Below are 19,634 nucleotides of genomic sequence, written 5' to 3'. Positions count from 1 at the left end.
GTTGTGATCTGGGTCTCGCCCGGTATCTGGACCGCTTCCCCCCGCCTCCTGACTTCCGGGAGCGCGGGTGCCGCTTGGGGGAGGGGCACCCGCACACCCAGGGGGGAAGTGGCGTGGAGTCCGCCCGGCGTGGGGGCTGGCGGACTCCACGCCACTGCCATGCCCAGAACTCAGGCTGGCCCAACCCACTCCACTGCCACCCCGCATAGCAGCCCCAACCCGCCCAACCCGACCACTGGACACTCGGAACCCGAGGTGCCAACTGCTCGATGGGGCGGACTTGGTTTGTGTGGGGTGGCGGTATCCGTAGCCTTGCCTCGCTGCAGGGCCATGCTTTTCGGCCCCGGCTTTTGCGGTCCTGCCACGGGGTGGCGCAGGGGCCCCGCGCAAACCGAGTTCGCCCTATCGAGCCCAACCGCACCACCACGAACCGGCCCCGCCAACCCAGCCCACCGAGCCAACCCCGCCAGCCCGCCCCACCGAGTCAGCCCCGCTAGCCGGCCACCGCTCCCAGGAAGCCGCTGCCTCTAACTGCTCGATGGGGCGGACTTGTTTTGCGCGGGGCCCCTGCGCCAGCCGTGGCAGGACCGCAAAGCTGGGGCCGAAAAGCATGGCCCTGTCCGCGCACAACGCTACGACTGCCGCCACCCCGCGCAAAACAAGTCCGCCCCATCGAGCCGTCACATTCAGCCCTCGAGCTGGCCCACCCGACCCAGCCTCCGAGCCAGCCCGCCCAACTCAGCCCCCCGAGTCAGCCGCGCCAGCCCCGCCACTGCTCTCAGAGGCCGCTCGCCCCAACTGCTCGATGGGGCGAACTTGTTTTGCGCGGGGCCCCTGCACCAGCCGTGGCAGGACCGCAAAGCTGGGGCCGAAAAGCATGGCCCTGTCCGCGCAGAACGCTACGACTGCCGCCACCCCACGCAAAACAAGTCCGCCCCATCGAGCCGCCGCGCCCAGCCCCTCGAGCTGGCCCGCCCAAACCAGCCCCCCGAGTTGGCCCGCCTGGCCCAGCCTCCCGAGCCAGCCCGCTCAACCCGCCCCCCGAGCCGGCCCACCCAACCCAACCCAGCCCCCGAGCCAGCCCGCCCAACCCAGCCCCCGAGCCAGCCCGCCCAACTCAGCCCCCCGAGCCCACCCCGCCAGCCCGGCCACGGCTCCCGGAGGCCGCCCGCATGCTCTGCTCGATGGGGTGGACCTGTTTTGTGTGGGGGTGCGGCACCCGTAGCCTGACCGGCGGCTGGCTGGGCCGTCCCTTTGGCCCCCAGCTTTTCAGGCCCAGCACGGGTGTCGCAGGGGCCCCGCACAAACAGGTCCACCCCATCGAGCCCACCGCACTCTCGCGGACCGCCCCCGATGCCGCAGGCGAGCCGATGATCCGACGGCGAAGCCGAAACCCGTGACCCGCGCCTTCGGAACCGGTTCCGATACAGGCGATTCGGTCACAGCGCCGCACTGCTGTGCCGTCCGACTATCCGCTCGTCGAACAGTTGTCCCAGGCCCCGAGGTCTGATTCGATAAAGAGAGACCGCTGACCTCCTGACCTGCGCGCGCCCAGGTGAACGCTAGGGTTCCCAGGGAGGGCGGATGTTGCGCCGGGCCCGCATCGGCCCGGCCACCCAGTCGCAGAAACGAGGAGACCCAGGTGACGGTTCGCGTAGGTGTCAATGGTTTCGGTCGGATCGGTCGCAACTTCTGGCGAGCCGTGCAGGCGAGCGGCCACGACATCGAGATCGTGGCCTTCAACGACCTCGGTGACGTCGCGACCATGGCCCACCTGCTCAAGTACGACAGCATCCTGGGCAGGCTGCCGCAGGACGTCTCGGTGACCGCCGAGGGCATCAAGGTCGGCGACACCACGATCAAGGCGCTCGCCGAGCGCGACCCGGGCAAGCTGCCCTGGAAGGACCTCGGTGTCGACGTCGTCGTCGAGTCCACCGGCTTCTTCACCAAGGCCGCCGACGCGCGCAAGCACGTCGACGAGGGTGGCGCCAAGAAGGTCATCATCTCCGCGCCCGCCAAGGGCGAGGACCTCACCGTCGTGCTCGGCGCGAACGAGGGCCAGTACGACGGTTCGCAGACGGTGATCTCCAACGCCTCCTGCACCACCAACTGCCTGGCGCCGCTGGCGAAGGTCCTGCACGACGCGTTCACCATCGAGCGCGGTCTGATGACCACGATCCACGCCTACACCCAGGACCAGAACCTGCAGGACGCCCCGCACAGCGACCTGCGCAGGGCCCGCGCCGCCGCGCTCAACATCGTGCCCACCTCGACCGGCGCCGCGAAGGCGATCGGCCTGGTGCTGCCCGACCTCAACGGCAAGCTCGACGGCTACGCGCTGCGGGTGCCGGTGCCGACCGGTTCGGCCACCGACCTGACCGTCACCCTGGGCCGCGAGGTCACCCTGGACGAGGTCCAGGCCGCCTACCAGGCCGCGGCCGAGGGCCCGCTCAAGGGCATCCTGCGCTACAACACCGACCCGATCGTCTCCGCCGACATCGTCACCGACCCGGCGTCGTGCATCTACGACGCACCGCTGACCAAGGTCAGCGGCAACCTGGTCAAGGTCGTCGGCTGGTACGACAACGAGTGGGGCTACTCCAACCGCCTCGCCGACCTCACCGCGCTCGTCGCCTCGAAGCTGTAGAGGGGTCCCGGTTTGAAGACTCTCGACGACCTGCTCGCCGAGGGCGTGGCCGGTCGGCGCGTGCTGGTGCGCGCCGACCTCAACGTCCCGCTCGACGGCGAGACGATCACCGATGACGGCCGGGTCCGCGCGTCGCTGCCCACCCTGTCCCGCCTCGCCGAGGCGGGCGCCAGGGTGGTCGTGGCCGCGCACCTGGGCCGCCCCAAGGGCGCGCCCGAGGCCAAGTACTCCCTGGCCCCGGTCGCCGCGCGGCTCGGTGAGCTGCTCGGCCGCCCGGTCGCGCTCGCCACCGACGTGGTCGGCGACTCCGCGAAGGCCACCGTCGCGAGCCTGGCCGACGGCGGTGTCGCCCTGCTGGAGAACGTGCGGTTCGACCCGCGCGAGACCAGCAAGGACGCCACCGAGCGGGCCGCGCTCGCCGCCGAGTTCGCCGCGCTCGCCGACGCCTTCGTCTCCGACGGCTTCGGTGTCGTGCACCGCAAGCAGGCGTCGGTCTACGAGGTCGCCACCCAGCTCCCGGCGTACGCCGGTGGCCTGGTGCTCGACGAGGTCGAGGTGCTGCGCAAGCTCACCGGCGACCCGGCGCGCCCGTACGTGGTGGCGCTGGGCGGCTCCAAGGTCTCCGACAAGCTCGCGGTCATCGAGTCGCTGCTGCCCAAGGTGGACGCGATCCTGGTCGGCGGCGGCATGTGCTTCACCTTCCTCGCGGCCGAGGGCCTCGGGGTGGGCGACTCGCTGCTGGAAGCCGACATGATCGACACCTGCAAGCGGCTGCTCGCCGAGCACCCGGACAAGATCCTGCTGCCCGCCGACGTGGTCATCGCCGACGAGTTCTCCGCCGAGGCGAACACCCACACGGTGCTCGTGGCCACCATCCGCGAGGGCTGGAAGGGCCTGGACGTCGGCCCGATCACCGTCGAGCGCTACAGCGAGGTCATCGCGGGCGCGGGCACGGTGTTCTGGAACGGGCCGATGGGCGTCTTCGAGCTCGCCCCGTTCGCCGACGGCACCCGCGGCGTCGCCAGGGCGATCGTGGACTCGTCCGCGTTCTCCGTGGTCGGCGGCGGCGACTCGGCGGCCGCGGTCCGGCTGCTCGGGTTGCCCGAGGACGGCTTCTCACACATCTCCACCGGTGGTGGCGCCTCCCTCGAGTTCCTCGAGGGCAAGGACCTGCCGGGCGTCTCCGTGTTGGAGGGCTGATGGCGCGGCAGGTGCTCGTCGCGGGCAACTGGAAGATGAACCTCAACCACCTCGAGGCCATCGCCCTGGTGCAGAAGATCGCGTTCTCGCTCCCGGAGAAGTACTACGCCAAGGTCGAGGTGGCCGTCCTGCCGCCGTTCACCGACATCCGGTCGATCCAGACCATGGTGGACGGCGACAAGCTGCTGCTGCGCTACGGCGCCCAGGACATCTCCCGCTACGACTCCGGCGCCTACACCGGCGAGGTGTCGGGGCCGATGCTGGCCAAGCTCGGGTGCACCTACGTCACCGTGGGGCACTCCGAGCGGCGCGAGTACCACGCGGAGACCGACGAGCTGGTCAACACCAAGGTCAAGGCCGCCCTCAAGCACGGCGTCGCGCCGATCCTGTGCCTGGGTGAGCGGCTCGAGGTCCGCGAGTCGGGCGAGCACGTGGCGCACTGCGTCGCCCAGCTCACCGCCGGTCTCAAGGGCCTCAAGGCCGAGCAGGTGGCCAAGGTCGTCATCGCCTACGAGCCGGTCTGGGCGATCGGCACCGGCAAGGTCGCCACCGCCGCGGACGCCCAGGAGGTGTGCGCCGCGCTGCGCGCAGCCCTGGCCGAGAAGTACGGCGACGAGGTCGCCGCGACCGTGCGCGTGCTCTACGGCGGATCGGTGAAATCCGGCAACATCGGCGAGCTCGTCGCCCAGGACGACATCGATGGAGCCCTCGTCGGCGGCGCCAGCCTGCAGGCCGACGAGTTCACGAAACTGTGCGCGATGGCCGCAGGCGGACCGCTGCCGTAGCGCTGTTGTGCCAGGTCAGGGCGCCGGGGAGGGTACTTCCCGGCGCCCTCGCGCATTCCGTGGTCGCGTGCACATGCACGTGCGGATGCGATCTTCGCCTATTCTGGTAACGGCACCGGCACGCCAGGTCGGGCCGGTGGTCGAACCCGGGGGAGTCACCGGGTAATCTGAGGCCTCAACCACACTGACCGCGAGGACCCGATGATTCTGACGCTGCAGATCGCTCTGATCGTCTCCAGCCTTCTGCTGATCCTGCTGGTGCTGCTGCACCGGGGCCGCGGTGGCGGTCTGTCCTCGCTGTTCGGCGGCGGTATGCAGTCCAGCCTGTCCGGCTCGAGCGTGGTGGAGAAGAACCTCGACCGGGTCACGCTGTTCGTCGGCGCGGTGTGGATCATCTGCGTCATCGGCCTCGGCCTGCTGGTGAAGATCAGCTGATCCGCCAGGTGCTGGTCGCAGGCCATCAGGACAACAAGGACGCGGCCGAGCCCCGCGTCCGACCACGTGGTGGGGGAGTGAACATCAATGGCCGGTGGTAACGCGATCCGGGGTACCCGGGTCGGTGCTGGTCCCATGGGAGAGTCGGAGCGCGGGGAATCCGCGCCCCGGCAGCGGGTCTCCTACTGGTGCGCCAACGGACACGAATCCCGTCCGTCGTTCGCGCTGGAGGCGGAGAAGCCGGAGTCCTGGGACTGCCCGCGCTGCGGGCTGCCCGCCGGGCTGGACGAGCAGGCGCCCCCCAAGGCGCCCCGCAACGAGCCCTACAAGACCCACCTCGCCTACGTCAAGGAACGCCGCTCCGACGCCGACGGCGAGGCCATCCTCGCCGAAGCGCTCGCCAAGCTGCGCGCCAAGCGCGAAGGCTGAGGTATCCCGAGAGACCTTGTTTAGACTGCGGCCCCGCACATCCCTCTTCGGGATGTGCGGGGCCGCAGTCTTTCTTTGAGTCAGCCCACCCAAGCAACCACTGGACACTCGGAAGCCGCCCACCCAACTGCTCGATGGGGCGGACTTGGTTTGTGTGGGGGAGCGGTATCCGTAGCCTTGCCTCGCTGCAGGGCCATGCTTTTCGGCCCCGGCTTTTGCGGTCCTGCCACGGGTGGCGCAGGGGCCCCGCGCAAACCGAGTTCGCCCCATCGAGCACACCGCACCACCACGACCCGGGTCGCGATGCCGAAGGCGAGCCGACCCGCCGCACCACTACGAACCGCCCCCGATGCCGCAGGCGAGGCGTCCACCGAAGATCACCCGCCACAAAAGCCCCCGAATACACAGCTTACCGGCGCACACCGACAGATCCGGCGCCGCGAAAAGAGCCTGTGCACAAGAACCCGCATTGTGGATAACGGCAGCGGCCCCGCATCCCACAGGGACACGGGGCCGCCACCCACAACCTCAGTACCGGAACGCGCTGATCAGCGTCCGCAGATCCGCCGAAGCCTCACTCAGCGTCTCCGCCGTCCGCTTGGCCGCCGTAGCCGCCGAACTCGTGTCCTCCGTCGCGCTGGCCAGCCCCGCGATGCCCGTCCCGATCTGCACCACCGCGTTGGCGGTCTCGTGCACGTTGCGGCTCATCTCCGCGGTGGTGGCGGTCTGCTCCTCCACCGCGGCCGCGATGACGGTCTGGGTGTCGCAGATGGAGCTGACGACCTGGCCGATCTGGTGGATGGCGGAGGTGGCCTCGGCGCTGCCCTGCTCGATGGCCTTGATGCGGCGGGTGATGTCCTCGGTGGCGGTGGCGGTCTGCTGGGCGAGTTCCTTGACCTCACCGGCCACGACGGCGAAGCCCTTGCCGGACTCGCCAGCCCGCGCCGCCTCGATGGTGGCGTTGAGGGCGAGCAGGTTGGTCTGCTCGGCGATGGAGCTGATCAGCTTCACCACGGTGCCGATCTCGGCGGTCGCGTCGCCGAGGGCGGCGACGGCCTGGTTGGCGGTCTCGGTGTCGCGGACACCGTCGGTGGCGACGTCGGCGGCGCGGCTGGCGTTCTGGGTGATCTCGTCGATCGCGGCGCGCATCTGCTCCGAGGCGCTGGCCATGGCGGTGACCATGGACGACACCTCGGTGGCGGTGGCGTTGATCGAGTTGGCCTCGGTGCTGGTGTCCCCGGCGGTCTCGGCGAGCATGCCGCTGACCGTGGTCAGCTCGCTGGAGGCACCGGCGACCTCCTCGGCGCGGGCGGCGACCCGGCCGATGAGCTCCTGGGTGCGCTCGGCGAGCTGGTTGAAGCCCTGGGCGACCTCGCCGAGCTCGTCGGCGCGGGTCTGCTCGATGCGCTGGGTCAGGTCGCCGCCGGCGATGCCGTTGAGGCCCGCGCGCAGCCTGCTCAGCGGCTTGGTGATCGAGCGGACCAGCAGCAGCGTCATCGCGAAGCCGCAGACGAACGCGGCGGCGGCGAGCAGGATGGTGGTCAGGGTGCCCTCGTTGGCGCGGTCCTCGGCCAGCGCGATCGCGGCGGCCGACTCGCCCTCGACGTCGTCGATCAGCAGGTCGATCCGCTCGGCGATCTTGTTGAAGTTCTCGATCTCCTGGACCGCGACCAGCTCGTTGGCCTTCGACACCTGCACCGGGTCACCGGAGCGGTAGGCGGTGACGATCTCCTCGTCGAGCTGCATGAAGGTGCCGAACAGGTCGGTGATCGACTTGACGTCGGCCGCCTGGTCGGTCTCCAAGCCGAACGCGGACAGCTCCGCGAGCTCCTTGCGGAAGGCGTCGGCGGAGGTGAGGAACGCGGCGCGGGCGCTGGCGTTGTCCGCCGCGGCACCGGTCACCCCGCGCATCACGTCGAACGCGTAGGCGGTCTGCCAGCCGTTGAAGTCACCGGAGCGGAACTTCACCTGCATCGCCAGCTGGGTCAGCTGCCGGGACCGGGCGATCTGCTCGGCCGAGGCGCGCTCGCGCTCCATGCCCGACACCGCGACGGTGGCCAGCGCGCACAGCAGCACCAGCAGCACCGCCATGGCCGCGCCGACCCGCACACCGACCTTCAGGTCCGAGATTCGCTTCAGCATGTGCCACCGTTCCACTCACGCGGTCGCGCCGCGGGCCAGGTCGAGATCGCCCGGCCCTTCGGCGGGTGGCGGTCGCACTTGAGGCGAAACAACCGAGATACCCCGACTGCGCTATCGGGACGGCTCAGCCCGCCAGCGGGTACCGCGCGCGGACCTCGAAACCGCCGTCGGGGGTGGGCCCCGCGTCGAGGCTGCCGCCCAGCAGCCCGGCCCGTTCGCGCAGCCCGAGCAGCCCGTGCCCACCCGAGGGCAGGGTGCCGAGCTGGCGCCGCTTGGGCGGGTCGTTGGTGATCTCGACGACCAGGGCGTGCGGCTCGGCCTCGATGCGCACCGAGGCCCGCGAGCCCGCCGCGTGCTTGCGGACGTTGGTCAGCGCCTCCTGCACCGTCCGGTACGCCGCCCGCGACACCGGGCCGGGCAGCCCGGCCGGGCAGGCGTCCATCGTCAGCCGCACGTCGGCGTCCTGGACCAGGTCGGCGATGTCCTCCAGCCCCGGCTGCGCCTCGTCGTCGTCCACCCCGGAGCGCAGCACGCCGACCAGCTCCCGCAGCTCCTCCAGGGTGCGGGTGCTCAGCGAGCGGATCGTCTCCGCCGCCTCCCTGGTCGCCTGGTCGCGCACGTCGACCTGCATCGCGCCCGCCTGCATCGCGATCAGCGTGACCTGGTGGGAGACCACGTCGTGCATCTCCCTGGCCAGCTTCGCCCGCTCCGCCGAGCGCACCGTCGCCGCGTGCAGCACCTTCTCCCGCTCCCGGCTGCGGGCCAGTTCCCTGATCCGGCTGGAGAGCTCCTGGCGCACCGCCATCAGCAGCCCGATCGCCACCGGCATGCCCGCCACCAGGACGCCGTAGATGAAGTCGGAGATGTGCTCGCGCCAGGTCAGCGCCACGAACTCCGGCCACGGCCAGAGCACGAACCGGCTCAGCCCGACCAGCACCGCGCCGACCACCGTCCGCCAGCTCACCAGGTGCCGCCTGGCCAGCGCGCCCAGGGTGATCATCGCCGCCAGCTGCGCCCAGCCCGCGAAGAAGCCGGGGATGGTCAGCAGGATCGCCACGAACGGCACGTGCCTGCGCAGCAGCACCGCGGGCACCGCCAACCAGGACAGCCACAGCGAGTAGGTCGCCACGTTCGGCGGCACGACCAGCCACACGTCCAGGGCGGCCACCAGCAGGGCGAGGCCGTCGGACCCGAGCTCGCGGACCCGCTTGCGCTCGCGCAGCGCGGCCAGCCGGGGTGGCAGCCGCAACCTGGGCAGCCGCAGCAGCCGCGACGCCGTGCGCCGAGGCCGCTCCGTGACCGCGGGCTCGACCACCGCGCCCTGCGCGTCGCGGCCGACCCCCTCCGGGGTCAGCATGGGGGTGACCAGCGCCGCACCTCCTCCTGGACCAGGACCCGGGTCAGCCCGCGTCCGGCTGTCGTGCCCACCCGCGCGCTGGGCGGGCACGCGCTCACGGGCGCTACCATTCTCCCGGTCCTGGGCCTGCCCGCGCTGGCGCTGTGGCATGGAACGCCCTTCCTGCGACGACCCGCCGCACGCTGCCTGGTGGTGTCGTCACCCATCAAGACAGACAACACCGGCCCCGGGACGGCGCCCGCCCAACAACTGTGCGGGAGCAAACGCACGGTGCCCGATCGGAGCAGAGCGGAGGAGCCACCCGGGGTGCGCACGCTCATCGTCGACAACCACGACTCCTTCACCTACAACCTCTACCAGGCGTTGGCCCGCCTCGACGGCGCGCGCCCGGTGGTGGTGCGCAACGACGAGGACTGGGACCTCGGCGGGCTCGTCGACTTCGACAACGTGGTGATCTCGCCGGGCCCGGGTCATCCTGGCGTGCCCGGCGACTTCGGTCTCAGCCGGGCCGTCCTCGCCGCGGCCAGGCAGCCGCTGCTGGGGGTGTGCTTGGGCCACCAGGGGCTGTGCCTGCTCGCCGGGGCCCGGGTGGAACACGCCCCCGAGGTGCGCCACGGCAGGCTCTCCGAGGTGCACCACGACGGCCGGGACCTCTTCCGCGGCCTGCCTTCCCCGATGCGGGTGGTGCGCTACCACTCGTTGGCCGCGGTGGACCTGCCCGATGTGCTGGAGGCGACCGCGTGGAGTGAGGACGGTGTCCTCATGGGTGTGCGGCACCGCGAGCGCCCGGCCTGGGGCGTGCAGTTCCACCCGGAGTCCATCGCGACCGAACACGGCGTCGCCCTGCTGGCGAACTTCGAGGAGCTGACCAGGGACTGGTGGTCGCGCCACCCCAGGGAGAAGGTCGCCGCCGGGACCGGGACGCCCGCGGTACCGGTGCCCGTGCCGCAGTGCCGCCCCGACCCGGTCATCGGGGTGCTGGTGGAGAAGATCACCGTGCCGGTGACCGCGGAGGAGGCTTTCGCGGCCCTCTACGGGGATTCCGAGCACGCGTTCTGGTTGGACAGCGCCGCCGACGGCCGGTTCTCCTTCCTCGGCGACGCGAGCGGTCCACTGGCCAGGGTCGCCACCGCCGACGTGGCGGAGGGCACGGTGACGGTCACCTCCCGCGACGGGGTGAGCGTGGTCCGCGGCGAGTTCCTGGCCTGGCTCGACGACGACCTCGCCGCGCACCCGGTGACCGTGCCCCCGCTGCCGTTCGACTTCGCGCTGGGCTGGGTCGGGTACCTGGGCTACGAGCTCAAGGCCGAGTGCGGTGGCGACCAGGCCCACCGGGCCGTCGACCCGGACGCCCAGCTGGTGTTCGCCGACCGCGCGCTCGCCTTCGACCACGAGACCGGCGAGGTCTACCTGCTGGCCCTCGACCACCCGGGCGCCCGCGACTGGCAGACCTCGACCGCCGCGACCCTGGCCGCGGCGCCCCCGCTCGCGCCGCCCGAGCCCGCGGACGTCGCCGCCGGTGAGCTCGTCGCCCGGCACGAGCGCGACGAGTACCTCGCGATGATCGCCGACTGCCAGCTGGCGATCGGCGACGGCGAGACCTACGAGGTGTGCCTGACCAACGAGCTCACCGCCACCGCCGAGGTCGACGTGTGGCGCACCTACCGGGTCCTGCGCCGCGCCAACCCCGCCCGCTACGGCGCGCTGCTGCGCTTCGGTGGCCTGTCGGTGCTGAGCACCTCACCGGAGCGGTTCCTCGCGATCACCGCCGACGGCGTGGCCGAGTCCAGGCCGATCAAGGGCACCCGGCCGCGCGGCGCGACCCCGGAGGAGGACGAGCGGCTGCGGCACGACCTGGCCGCGGGGGAGAAGGACCGCGCCGAGAACCTGATGATCGTCGACCTCGTCCGCAACGACCTCGGGGTCTACGCGGAGGTCGGCTCGGTGCAGGTCCCCGGGTTGTTCGAGGTGGAGACCTACCCGACGGTGCACCAGCTGGTCAGCACCGTCCGCGCGCGGCTGGCCGAGGGCGTGTCCGCGGTGCGCTGCGTGCGGGCGGCGTTCCCCGGCGGGTCGATGACCGGGGCGCCCAAGGAGCGCACCATGCGGATCATCGACCGGCTCGAACGCGGCCCGCGCGGGGTCTACTCGGGGGCGATCGGGTACTTCTCGCTCACCGGCGCCGCCGACCTGAGCGTGGTGATCCGCACCCTGGTCGTGCGGCCCGGCGCGGTGTCCTTCGGCGTCGGCGGCGCGGTGATCGCGCTGTCGGACCCGGGGGAGGAGTTCGAGGAGACCGCGGTGAAGGCCACCACGATGGTCGACCTCCTCGGCGCCCGGTTCCCCGGCCGCGTCTGGGCGAGCGGCGGTCGGTCGTTCGGCTGAGGGCCACCGGATCGTCACGGGCTGTCCCCCTCGGGTTGCCACCATCCCGGCCATGACCCGATCCCTGTGCTACCGCGCCGGTGCCGTCGCCGTCGCCGTGCTGGCCTGCCTGGTGGCGGTGCCCGGCGCGGCGACCGCGCACGAGCGCCCGCGTGAGTTCGACCTCCAAGCCCACCGCGGCGGCCTGGGCCTGCGCGTGGAGAGCAGCCTCAGCTCCTTCGGCAACGCACTGCGCCTCGGGGTGTCCACCCTCGAGCTCGACGTGCAGATCACCGAGGACGACCAGGCCGTGGTCACCCACGACCGCCGCGTCGACGGTCGCAAGTGCCGCGACACCGCGGCCGCCACCCCCGGCGACCCCGAGTTCCCCTACGTCGGCAAGTACGTCAACACGCTGACCCTGGCCCAGGTGCGCACCCTCGACTGCGGCTCGACCCAGCTCGCCGGGTACCCGAGGCAGGAGATCACCCCCGGCTCCCGGATGCCGCTGCTGCGCGAGGTCTTCGCCCTGGCCGAGCGGTACGGCGCCGACGACGTCCGGTTCAACGTCGAGACCAAGGTCGAGGCGGGCGCCCCGCAGGAGACCGCGCCACGGGAGAAGTTCGTCCAGATCACCGCGCGCGAGGTCGCCGCGGCCGGGGTCGGCCGCCGGGTCAGCATCCAGAGCTTCGACTGGGGCGCGCTGATGCGGATGCGCCAGGTCGCGCCGCGGCTGCCGGTCGTCGCGCTGACCAACTACGACTTCCTGCAGACCGGTCAGCCGGGCAAGTCGCCGTGGCTGGGTGGCCTGGACATCGACGACTTCGGCGGCGACCCGATCAAGGCCATCAAGACCTTCGGCGCCACCGCGTTCTCCCCGGTGCACGGCTTCCCCCAGGGCGGCACCGTCAACGACCCCGGCTACCGCCCGTACGTCACCGCGGACATGGTGCGCCACGCCCACCGCAACGGCATCAAGGTCATCCCCTGGACCGTCGACGACGCGCCCACCATGGCCAAGCTGATCTCCGACGGCGTGGACGGCCTGATCACCGACTACCCGGACGTGCTGCGCGGCGTGCTGGCCGAGCGCGGGTTCCGGCTCCCGCGCGGCCACGCGTCCCCGTTCGACGTCCAGGGCCACCGCGGCGCGCGGGCGGTCCGACCGGAGAACACGCTGGCGGCCTTCCGCTACGCGCTCGCCGTGCCCGCTGTGTCCACTTTGGAGCTCGACACCGGGATCACCGAGGACGGCGCCGTCGTGGTGATCCACGACCGCACCATCAACGGCTCGCACTGCGTCGACACCGCGCCGGTGCGCCCAGGCGACCCCGAGTTCCCGTACGTGGGCAAGCGGGTGCACGACCTGACGCTGGCGCAGGTGAAGACCTTGGACTGCGGTTCCAAGACCCTGCCGGAGTTCCCGCGCCAGGTGGCCGTGCCCGGTGAGCGCATCCCGACGCTGGCCGAGGTCTTCGCCGCGGCCCGGGTCCGCGGGGACATCCGGTTCAACATCGAGACCAAGATCAGCCCCACCACCGACGACACCGCACCGTACGAGGTGTTCACCCGCAAGGTCGTCGCCGAGATCACCCGCGCGGGCGTGCTCGACCGCACCACCCTGCAGTCGTTCGACTGGCGCACGATCCAGCTGTCCAAGCGCATCCAGCCACGCCTGGACACCGTCGCCCTGGTCTGGCAGTACGGCCCCGCCGAGTGCGCCACCGTCGCCGACGAGTGCTCCCTGCAAGCGGTGTACGGCAACCCCGCCGTGAAGTCCCCCTGGACCGGCACCCTGGACTGGTGGAAGACCCGAGACCTGGCCAAGCTCGTCCGCCAGTCCGGCGCCTCCACCGTCTCAGCGAACTGGCAGGTCCACGACCCCGCCCAGGCCATGGTGTCCAACCCGGACTGGTACCTCCGCCAAGACCCCACCTACTTCCACGGCCCGACCATCGAGGGCCTGCACCGCAAGAACCTCAAAGCAATCCCCTACACCGTCAACGATGCCCCCACCCTCCAACGGGTCATCGACCTAGGCGTAGACGGCATCATCTCCGACGACCCCGACCTGCTGATCGCCGTAGCGAAGCGCAACGGCCTGCGCTGACCTGAGGCGGTAGGCCGCGCTCCGGTCAGCGCGGCCTACCGCCCACGCGGCGTGGCGGTGGCCACTCCGAGTTCGCGGAGGTCTCGTGCCAACCAGGAGTACGCCAGTTCGGTCGCGGGCCGATCGCCGAAGCCGTCGAACGCCTCGTGCGTAGTCCACGAGGTCGACCACCCCAGGGCGGTAGGCCCACCCGGTGAGGCCGCGCCGCAGCCGTCGAGCGGCTTCCAGGGACGGGGCAACGCGGAGTCGGACTCGGTCGAGGAGTCCGGCGTGGATTGCTTGAGGGACCCACACCGCGACTCCGGGGGCGGTGCGCGACAGCGTGTCCAGGATGCCCGCGACCTGGTCCCAACCACCGGTGGACACCGCGAGCGCGAGGCCGTGGCGCCACCTGGCCAGTGCGGTCAATTCCCCGGCGAACGCGGTGACGTCGCCGGAGCGCAAGATCGCGCGGCCCGCGAAGTACTGCTCCAACACCGGCAGCGCGAAAGCGAGCACCCGTCCCTTGGAGATCAGTGCGTCGTCGACCAAACTCCGCGGGCTTGCGCGGCACCGGTCGGCCCGCTCGACGCAGTCTGGCGGCGATCAACGCGAACAGCGGTCTGCTCAACGCGTGCCGCACCGCGCGGCCACCGTTGTGGAGCCCGGCCGGGTTCCCGCCGACCCGCTCGACACGACCTCGATGGCCCGCCCCGGGCTCACCTCGTCGAGGCCGTCCACCACGAACCGCGCGGGAGTCGTGTCGGCGAGTCCGAGCGACTTCGCCAACCTGGCGTGGTGCGCGACGAAGTCGACCGGGAACTCCTTGGCCTGGAAGCTCATCGGCAAGGACGCGGGTGCGGTCAGGGCCGACTCGACGTTGGTGAGGTGCCAGCGTTGCGCTGACCGACTTGCCGGACCCGACGTCGCCGATCACCCCCAGGATGCCCTCGTCGGGCCAGTCCACGTCGAGCGCGCCGAGGGTCGGGTCACCGGCCAGGTCGAGGGCCACCCCGGAGTCCACGCCGACCGCGAGCCACCCGGCCAGCAGCCGCGTCGCGGCTTGGTGCTGTTGCAGGCGCAGGTACTCGCCCACATCCCGGTACTCGCGGTCGGCGTGCTGGACTACTTGGCCCGCCTGGATCAGCGTGCCGTTCAGCACGCCGATGAACGTGTTGCGGACCTCGTGCCCGCTCATCTACCGCCCTGCGGCTGCCTTGTCCAGCAGCCAGAGGGTGAGGTCCGATCCCCGGGCGCCCGCCGCGGGGAGGTCGACCTCGGACGCCCCGGAGAGGGCGGTGGTGACGGCTTCGGCCTTGGTGGCTCCGGTGGTCATCAGCCAGACCTGGCGGGCTTCTCGGGCGGCGGGCAGGGTGAGGCTGATCCGGGTGGGCGGCGGCTTCGGGCAGTCGCGGACCGCCACCACCGTTGCCTCCGTTTCGTGCACCGCCGGGGAGTCGGGGAAGATCGAGAGGGTGTGGCCCTCTTCGCCGACCCCCGCCAGGAGGATGTCCAGGGTGACTCCGGTGAGCTCCTTCGCGTACGCGGCGGCGGCCAGTTCCGGGTCGTCGCCGTAGGGGCCGTCGGAGGGGGCTATGGGGTGGATGCGGGACTTGGGGATGGGCACGTGGTCGAGCAGGGCGGCCCTGGCCTGGGTTTCGTTGCGGTCTCGGTGCTTGGTGGGCAGGAACCGCTCGTCACCCCAGTAGACGTCCACAGTGGACCAGTCGATGGCCGTGGCCGCGGTGTTGACCCGCAGGTGCTCCAGCACGGCGGTCCCGGTGCGGCCGCCGGTGAGGGCGATGGCGACCGAGGGCTGGCTGGTCTGCAGGTCGGTGATGGCGGTGACCAGCCTGGCTGCGGTGGCGCTGGCCAGCAGCGGGGGATCGGTGTACACGACGATCCGGTTCATGGCTTCCCCTTGCCCGCCTTGGTCGGCCGCTTCGCCGAGCTGCTCGAGCGCGGCTTGGCGGCTGGTTGGGTGTCCTTCTTGGACAGTGCGGCTTCGGCGTCGGCCGCCGAGACGACGGGGGTGTCGTCGGGGGCGGCTGGCGCCTTGGTGGGGGTCTTGACCGGGGTGCGACCGCGCACGATCTTGGTCAGGCCCTTGAGGGTCTCCTCGAACGGCTCGTCCGGGTCGAGCCTGCGCAGCTCCTCGGCGAGGCAGTCGCGGTTGGCGCGGCGCTGCAGCGCCACCCGGCGGGCGGGCTGACCCGGCTGGGTCAGGGTGCCGACCTTGCCGTCCGGGCGCAGCAGCTCCACCGGGCCGGACTTGCGCTCCAGCACCACCGAGATGATCCCCTGGCCGTTGACCGCCTTCGCCCGGCGGACCGGGATCCGCAGCCGCGCGGCCAGCCACCCGGCCAGCAGGTCGGTCGACGGGGAGTCGCCCTCGCCGGTGACCGTGGCGTCGGTGATCTTCTCGTACGGCGGCAGGTCCAGCGCCGCCGCCAGCACCGCGCGCCACAGCGTCAGCCTGGTCCAGGCCAGGTCGGTGTCGCCTGCCGCGTAGTGCTTCTGGCGGACCTCCAGGGCCTTGATCGGGTTGCGCTCCGCGGCGGAGTCGGTGATCCGCCGCTGCGCCAGCCGCCCGATCGGGTCGTCGGCGGGCTTGGCGGGCGCCTCGAAGGGCCACCACGCCACGACCGGGGCGTCGGGCAGCAGCAGCGGGATCACGCAGCTGGCACCCTCGTCGGCGAGCGGGCCGTAGAGCCGCAGCACCACGACCTCGCTGGCGCCTGCGTCACCGCCGACCCGGATCTGCGCGTCCAACCGGGCCGCGGCCTTGCGCGCGCCCCGCGCGACCACGATCACCCGGCACGGGTGCTCCCGGCTCGCGTCGTTGGCCGCGTCGATGGCGTCCTCTGTCTTGGCCCCGTCATCGGTGACGATGACGAGGGTGAGCACCCGGCCCAGTGCGGTCGCGCCGCCCTGTTCGCGCAGGTGCACCAGCTTCGAGTTGACCTGCGACGTGGTGGTCGAGGGCAGGTCGATGATCACGGTCGCCTCCAATGACGGCCGGTCCTGGACAACATCTTGTCAGCCGCGTCAGGACCCCAGGTCCCAGCGGGGTACCCCTCCGGCTTTCCGGCGGTCTTCCAGTGCTTGAGGACCGGGTCGAGGATCTCCCACGACAGCTCGACCTCCTCGTTGACCGGGAACAGCGACGGCTCGCCGAGCAGCACGTCGAGCAGCAGCCGCTCGTAGGCCTCCGGCGACGACTCGGTGAACGCGTGCCCGTAGCTGAAGTCCATGGACACGTCCCGGACCTCCATCTGGTTGCCCGGCACCTTCGAGCCGAACCGCATGGTCACGCCCTCGTCCGGCTGCACCCGCACCACCAGGGCGTTCTGCCCCAGCTCCTCGGTCGCGGTGTCGTCGAAGGGCAGGTGCGGCGCCCGCTTGAACACCACCGCGATCTCGGTGACCCGCCGACCCAGCCGCTTGCCGGTGCGCAGGAAGAACGGCACCCCGGCCCAGCGGCGGGTGTTGACCTCCAGGGTGATCGCCGCGTAGGTCTCGGTGGTCGAGTTCTTGTCGAACCCGGCCTCCTCCAGCAGACCCGGCACCTTCTGCCCGCCCTGCCACCCGCCCAGGTACTGCCCGCGCGCGGTGGTCTCGCCGTAGGGCGCGAGCGCCTTCGTCGCCTCCAGCACCTTGATCTTCTCCGTGCGCAGAGCCTTGGGGTGGAAGGAAACCGGCTCTTCCATCGCGGTCAGCGCCAGCAGTTGCAGCAGGTGGTTCTGGATCACGTCGCGCGCGGCGCCGATGCCGTCGTAGTACCCGGCGCGGCCGCCGAGACCGATGTCCTCGGCCATGGTGATCTGCACGTGGTCGACGTAGTTGGCGTTCCAGATCGGCTCGAACAGCTGGTTGGCGAAGCGCAGCGCCAACAGGTTCTGCACGGTCTCCTTGCCGAGGTAGTGGTCGATGCGGAACACCGAGTCCTCGGGGAACACGTCGTTGAGGATCTTGTTGAGCTGCTTGGCGCTGGCCAGGTCGTGCCCGAACGGCTTCTCGATCACCACCCGCCGCCACTGGTCGGCGTCGGTCGGCTTGGCCAGGCCGGAGCGGGCCAGCTGCTGGGTCACCACCGGGAACGCGCCCGGCGGGATCGACAGGTAGAACGCGTGGTTGCCGCTGGTGCCGCGCAGCTCGTCGAGCTCGGCGACGGTCTCGGCCAGCTTGTCGAAGGCGGTGTCGTCGTCGAAGGTGCCCTGCACGAACCGGAAGCCCTCGGCGAGCCGGTCCCACACCTGCTCGCGGAACGGGGTGCGGGCGTGCTGCTTGACCGCCTCGTAGACGACCTGGCCGAAGTCCTGGTCCTCCCACTCGCGGCGGGCGAACCCGACCAGCGAGAAGCCCGGCGGCAGCAGCCCCCGGTTGGCCAGGTCGTAGATCGCGGGCATCAGCTTCTTGCGCGACAGGTCACCGGTCACGCCGAAGATCACCAGCCCGCACGGCCCCGCGATCCGCGGCAGCCGCTTGTCCCGCTCGTCGCGCAGCGGGTTCACCCAGGACCTGGTCACCTGCCCACCTCGGCGAGCGCCTCGACCAGCCGGGCCAACCCGGCCGCGCGGTCGGTGAAGTGCAGCCGCAGCACCGGCCTGCCGTGCTCGACGAGCACCTGCCCGTCGCCGAGCGCCTGCGCGATCTGCAGCCCGCCCAGCGTGTACGGCCGCTCCGGCACCGCGAGGTCCTGCTCCACCGCGCCGGTGATCTGCAGGAACACGCCGTTCTGGTGGCCGCCCTTGTGGTACTGCCCGGTGGAGTGCAGGAACCTGGGGCCCCAGCCGAACGTGGTCTGCAGCCCGGAGATCCTGGTCAGCCCGGTCCGCAGCAGCACCGCGGACGCGTCGTCGAGCCGGTCGAGGTAGACCTGCACCGAGACGTACCCGGCGGACGGAGCCGCCGCCAGCAGCGCGTGCACCGCGCCCGCCACGGAGTCCGTTCCCTCCGGCAAGAAACCCTCGGACGGGTGAACCTCGATCGGGCCAGACGTAAACGCGGGCGTCGGTTGCGGTGCGTCGGCGGAGTCCAGCAGCGCCCGCGCCGCCTTCTTCGCCGCCTCCACGTCGGGCTGGTCGAACGGGTTGATCGCCAGCAGCCTGCCCACCACCGCGGTCGCGTACTCCCACAGCAGGATCAGCCCGCCCAGCGTGCCCGTGGTGCCCAACTCGGCCCCGTCGGACGGTGCGCCGATGGAGACCGCGGTCGCGTCGTCGCCCGCGTTCGAGAACCCGGGCGACTGCGGACCCTCCACGACCACCGGCAGCAACCCGGTGCCGTTCTTGCCGGTCGACTCGGCCACCAACTGCTCGGCCCAGTCGCCGAACCCCTTGATGCCCGACCCGGTGTCGGCCAGCACGACCTTCTCCGCGCCCCGCGCGTGCGCCGCGCCCAAGGCGGACGCCAGCACCAGGGCGGGGTTGTCGGGGGAGTCCTGGGCCAGCACCGCGGCGGCGCTCTCGGCGTCGTCGAGCAGCGCGGCCACGTCGGCACCCGCCAACCCGGCGGGCACCAGACCGAACGCGGTCAGCGCCGAGTAGCGGCCACCCACGTTCGGGTCGGCCTGGAACACGCGGCGGTAGCCCGCCTCGACCGAGGCCTGCTCCAGAGGGGAGCCAGGGTCGGTGACCACGACGATGTGCGCGGCCGGGTCCAAGCCCTCTTCGGCGAACGCCGCGGCGAAGACCCGCCGGTGGCTGTCGGTCTCCACAGTGGACCCGGACTTGGACGACACCACCAGCACGGTACGGGCAAGCTCGCCCGCGAGCGCGTCGGCGACCTGACCGGGGTCGGTCGTGTCCAGCACGACCAGCGGGACCCCGGCGGTCGCGGTGATGACCTCCGGGGCCAGCGACGAGCCACCCATGCCCGCCAGCACCACCCGATCGATGCCCTCCGCGCGCAGTTCCGCGCGCAGGGCATCGATCTCGGCGAGCAACGGGCGCGACGTGGTCGCGAGGGTGGTCCAGGAGAGGCGGACGCGCGCCTCCGACTCGGCGTCGGGGCCCCACAGCGTGGGGTCCTGCGCGGTGAGCCGGGACGCCACGCGGTCCTCGACCAGTTGGTGCACGAGCGGCAGCGCCTCCTCGGCGAGCCGCTCGTCAACGATGGAAATTGCGACTTCTCCGGGGTGCGCTGCCATGTGCGGCGTCAGCCTCTCCTGGGATTCACTTCTCT

General features: G+C 71.5%; 15 protein-coding genes and 1 pseudogene. 8 read left to right on the top strand and 8 right to left on the bottom strand.

Annotation, left to right across the window (positions count from 1 at the left end; translation table 11 throughout):
- Positions 1 to 1,642: 1,642 nt before the first annotated feature.
- From gap to JOD54_RS27395, 5 genes are all read left to right on the top strand, one after another.
- Positions 1,643 to 2,647, top strand: a complete 1,005-nt coding sequence (gene gap / locus JOD54_RS27415; RefSeq protein WP_204454687.1) for a type I glyceraldehyde-3-phosphate dehydrogenase — start codon at positions 1,643 to 1,645, stop codon at positions 2,645 to 2,647.
- Positions 2,648 to 2,659: 12 nt separating this feature from the next.
- A complete protein-coding gene (locus JOD54_RS27410; protein ID WP_204454685.1) occupies positions 2,660 to 3,847 on the top strand; it encodes a phosphoglycerate kinase in 1,188 nt (395 codons plus the stop codon).
- Positions 3,847 to 4,632 carry a triose-phosphate isomerase gene (gene tpiA, locus JOD54_RS27405; protein WP_204454683.1) on the top strand — a complete coding sequence of 262 codons (786 nt, stop codon included), beginning with the start codon at positions 3,847 to 3,849 and terminating at the stop codon, positions 4,630 to 4,632. Before JOD54_RS27410 ends, tpiA begins: the two co-directional genes overlap by 1 nt.
- A 201-nt stretch (positions 4,633 to 4,833) precedes the next feature.
- Positions 4,834 to 5,067: a preprotein translocase subunit SecG gene (secG, locus tag JOD54_RS27400; protein WP_204454681.1), complete on the top strand. Its 234-nt coding sequence runs from the start codon at positions 4,834 to 4,836 to the stop codon at positions 5,065 to 5,067.
- An 87-nt stretch (positions 5,068 to 5,154) separates the two neighbouring features.
- Complete coding sequence (locus JOD54_RS27395) at positions 5,155 to 5,496, top strand: RNA polymerase-binding protein RbpA (protein ID WP_204454679.1); 342 nt, start codon at positions 5,155 to 5,157, stop codon at positions 5,494 to 5,496.
- 528 nt (positions 5,497 to 6,024) lie between these two features.
- Here the strand turns inward: JOD54_RS27395 and JOD54_RS27390 are convergent.
- Together JOD54_RS27390 and JOD54_RS27385 are read right to left on the bottom strand one after the other, a co-directional pair.
- Positions 6,025 to 7,638, bottom strand: a complete 1,614-nt coding sequence (locus JOD54_RS27390) for a methyl-accepting chemotaxis protein (RefSeq protein ID WP_204454677.1) — start codon at positions 7,636 to 7,638, stop codon at positions 6,025 to 6,027.
- Between the two features lie 124 nt (positions 7,639 to 7,762).
- Positions 7,763 to 8,995: a sensor histidine kinase gene (locus tag JOD54_RS27385; protein WP_204454675.1), complete on the bottom strand. Its 1,233-nt coding sequence runs from the start codon at positions 8,993 to 8,995 to the stop codon at positions 7,763 to 7,765.
- A gap of 306 nt (positions 8,996 to 9,301) precedes the next feature.
- On the opposite strand from JOD54_RS27385, the gene pabB reads away from it, so the two are divergent.
- The 3 genes and pseudogenes from pabB to JOD54_RS34715 all read left to right on the top strand — a co-directional run bounded on the left by pabB (position 9,302) and on the right by JOD54_RS34715 (position 13,469).
- Complete coding sequence (gene pabB, locus JOD54_RS27380) at positions 9,302 to 11,380, top strand: aminodeoxychorismate synthase component I (protein WP_204454673.1); 2,079 nt, start codon at positions 9,302 to 9,304, stop codon at positions 11,378 to 11,380.
- A gap of 52 nt (positions 11,381 to 11,432) precedes the next feature.
- A pseudogene (locus JOD54_RS34720) lies at positions 11,433 to 12,476 on the top strand (glycerophosphodiester phosphodiesterase family protein); the annotation flags it as partial.
- Positions 12,477 to 12,536: 60 nt separating this feature from the next.
- Positions 12,537 to 13,469: a glycerophosphodiester phosphodiesterase family protein gene (locus JOD54_RS34715; protein ID WP_239575452.1), complete on the top strand. Its 933-nt coding sequence runs from the start codon at positions 12,537 to 12,539 to the stop codon at positions 13,467 to 13,469.
- Here JOD54_RS34715 and JOD54_RS27370 read toward each other — a convergent pair.
- The 6 genes from JOD54_RS27370 to JOD54_RS27345 form a co-directional block, all read right to left on the bottom strand.
- Positions 13,395 to 14,000, bottom strand: coding sequence for a hypothetical protein (locus JOD54_RS27370; RefSeq protein ID WP_204454669.1), 606 nt, complete (start codon positions 13,998 to 14,000; stop codon positions 13,395 to 13,397). The two genes, JOD54_RS34715 and JOD54_RS27370, sit on opposite strands and share 75 nt — an antisense overlap.
- A 75-nt stretch (positions 14,001 to 14,075) precedes the next feature.
- Positions 14,076 to 14,291, bottom strand: a complete 216-nt coding sequence (locus JOD54_RS27365; RefSeq protein WP_204454667.1) for a hypothetical protein — start codon at positions 14,289 to 14,291, stop codon at positions 14,076 to 14,078.
- A gap of 355 nt (positions 14,292 to 14,646) precedes the next feature.
- Positions 14,647 to 15,360 carry a 6-phosphogluconolactonase gene (gene pgl / locus JOD54_RS27360; RefSeq protein ID WP_204454664.1) on the bottom strand — a complete coding sequence of 238 codons (714 nt, stop codon included), beginning with the start codon at positions 15,358 to 15,360 and terminating at the stop codon, positions 14,647 to 14,649.
- On the bottom strand, positions 15,357 to 16,448 hold the full coding sequence (opcA, locus tag JOD54_RS27355) for a glucose-6-phosphate dehydrogenase assembly protein OpcA (protein WP_204454662.1): 1,092 nt from the start codon (positions 16,446 to 16,448) through the stop codon (positions 15,357 to 15,359). The genes pgl and opcA overlap by 4 nt, the downstream gene beginning before the upstream one ends.
- Positions 16,445 to 17,977, bottom strand: a complete 1,533-nt coding sequence (zwf, locus tag JOD54_RS27350; protein ID WP_204454660.1) for a glucose-6-phosphate dehydrogenase — start codon at positions 17,975 to 17,977, stop codon at positions 16,445 to 16,447. Before zwf ends, opcA begins: the two co-directional genes overlap by 4 nt.
- Positions 17,974 to 19,599, bottom strand: a complete 1,626-nt coding sequence (locus JOD54_RS27345; RefSeq protein ID WP_204454658.1) for a phosphoglucose isomerase-related protein — start codon at positions 19,597 to 19,599, stop codon at positions 17,974 to 17,976. The genes zwf and JOD54_RS27345 overlap by 4 nt, the downstream gene beginning before the upstream one ends.
- Positions 19,600 to 19,634: the final 35 nt, after the last annotated feature.

This window comes from Actinokineospora baliensis (genome assembly GCF_016907695.1).
GTDB lineage: Bacteria > Actinomycetota > Actinomycetes > Mycobacteriales > Pseudonocardiaceae > Actinokineospora > Actinokineospora baliensis.
This window is presented reverse-complemented; position numbering and strand designations above follow the sequence as displayed.

Bases quoted from the DNA above. Each gene is read 5' to 3' on its own strand.
- tpiA (WP_204454683.1), top strand. From the start codon at position 3,847: ATGGCGCGGCAGGTGCTCGTCGCGGGCAACTGGAAGATGAACCTCAAC.
- secG (WP_204454681.1), top strand. From the start codon at position 4,834: ATGATTCTGACGCTGCAGATCGCTCTGATCGTCTCCAGCCTTCTGCTG.
- JOD54_RS27395 (WP_204454679.1), top strand. From the start codon at position 5,155: ATGGCCGGTGGTAACGCGATCCGGGGTACCCGGGTCGGTGCTGGTCCC.
- JOD54_RS27390 (WP_204454677.1), bottom strand. From the start codon at position 7,638: ATGCTGAAGCGAATCTCGGACCTGAAGGTCGGTGTGCGGGTCGGCGCG.
- JOD54_RS27385 (WP_204454675.1), bottom strand. From the start codon at position 8,995: ATGCTGACCCCGGAGGGGGTCGGCCGCGACGCGCAGGGCGCGGTGGTC.
- JOD54_RS27365 (WP_204454667.1), bottom strand. From the start codon at position 14,291: ATGAGCTTCCAGGCCAAGGAGTTCCCGGTCGACTTCGTCGCGCACCAC.
- pgl (WP_204454664.1), bottom strand. From the start codon at position 15,360: ATGAACCGGATCGTCGTGTACACCGATCCCCCGCTGCTGGCCAGCGCC.
- JOD54_RS27345 (WP_204454658.1), bottom strand. From the start codon at position 19,599: ATGGCAGCGCACCCCGGAGAAGTCGCAATTTCCATCGTTGACGAGCGG.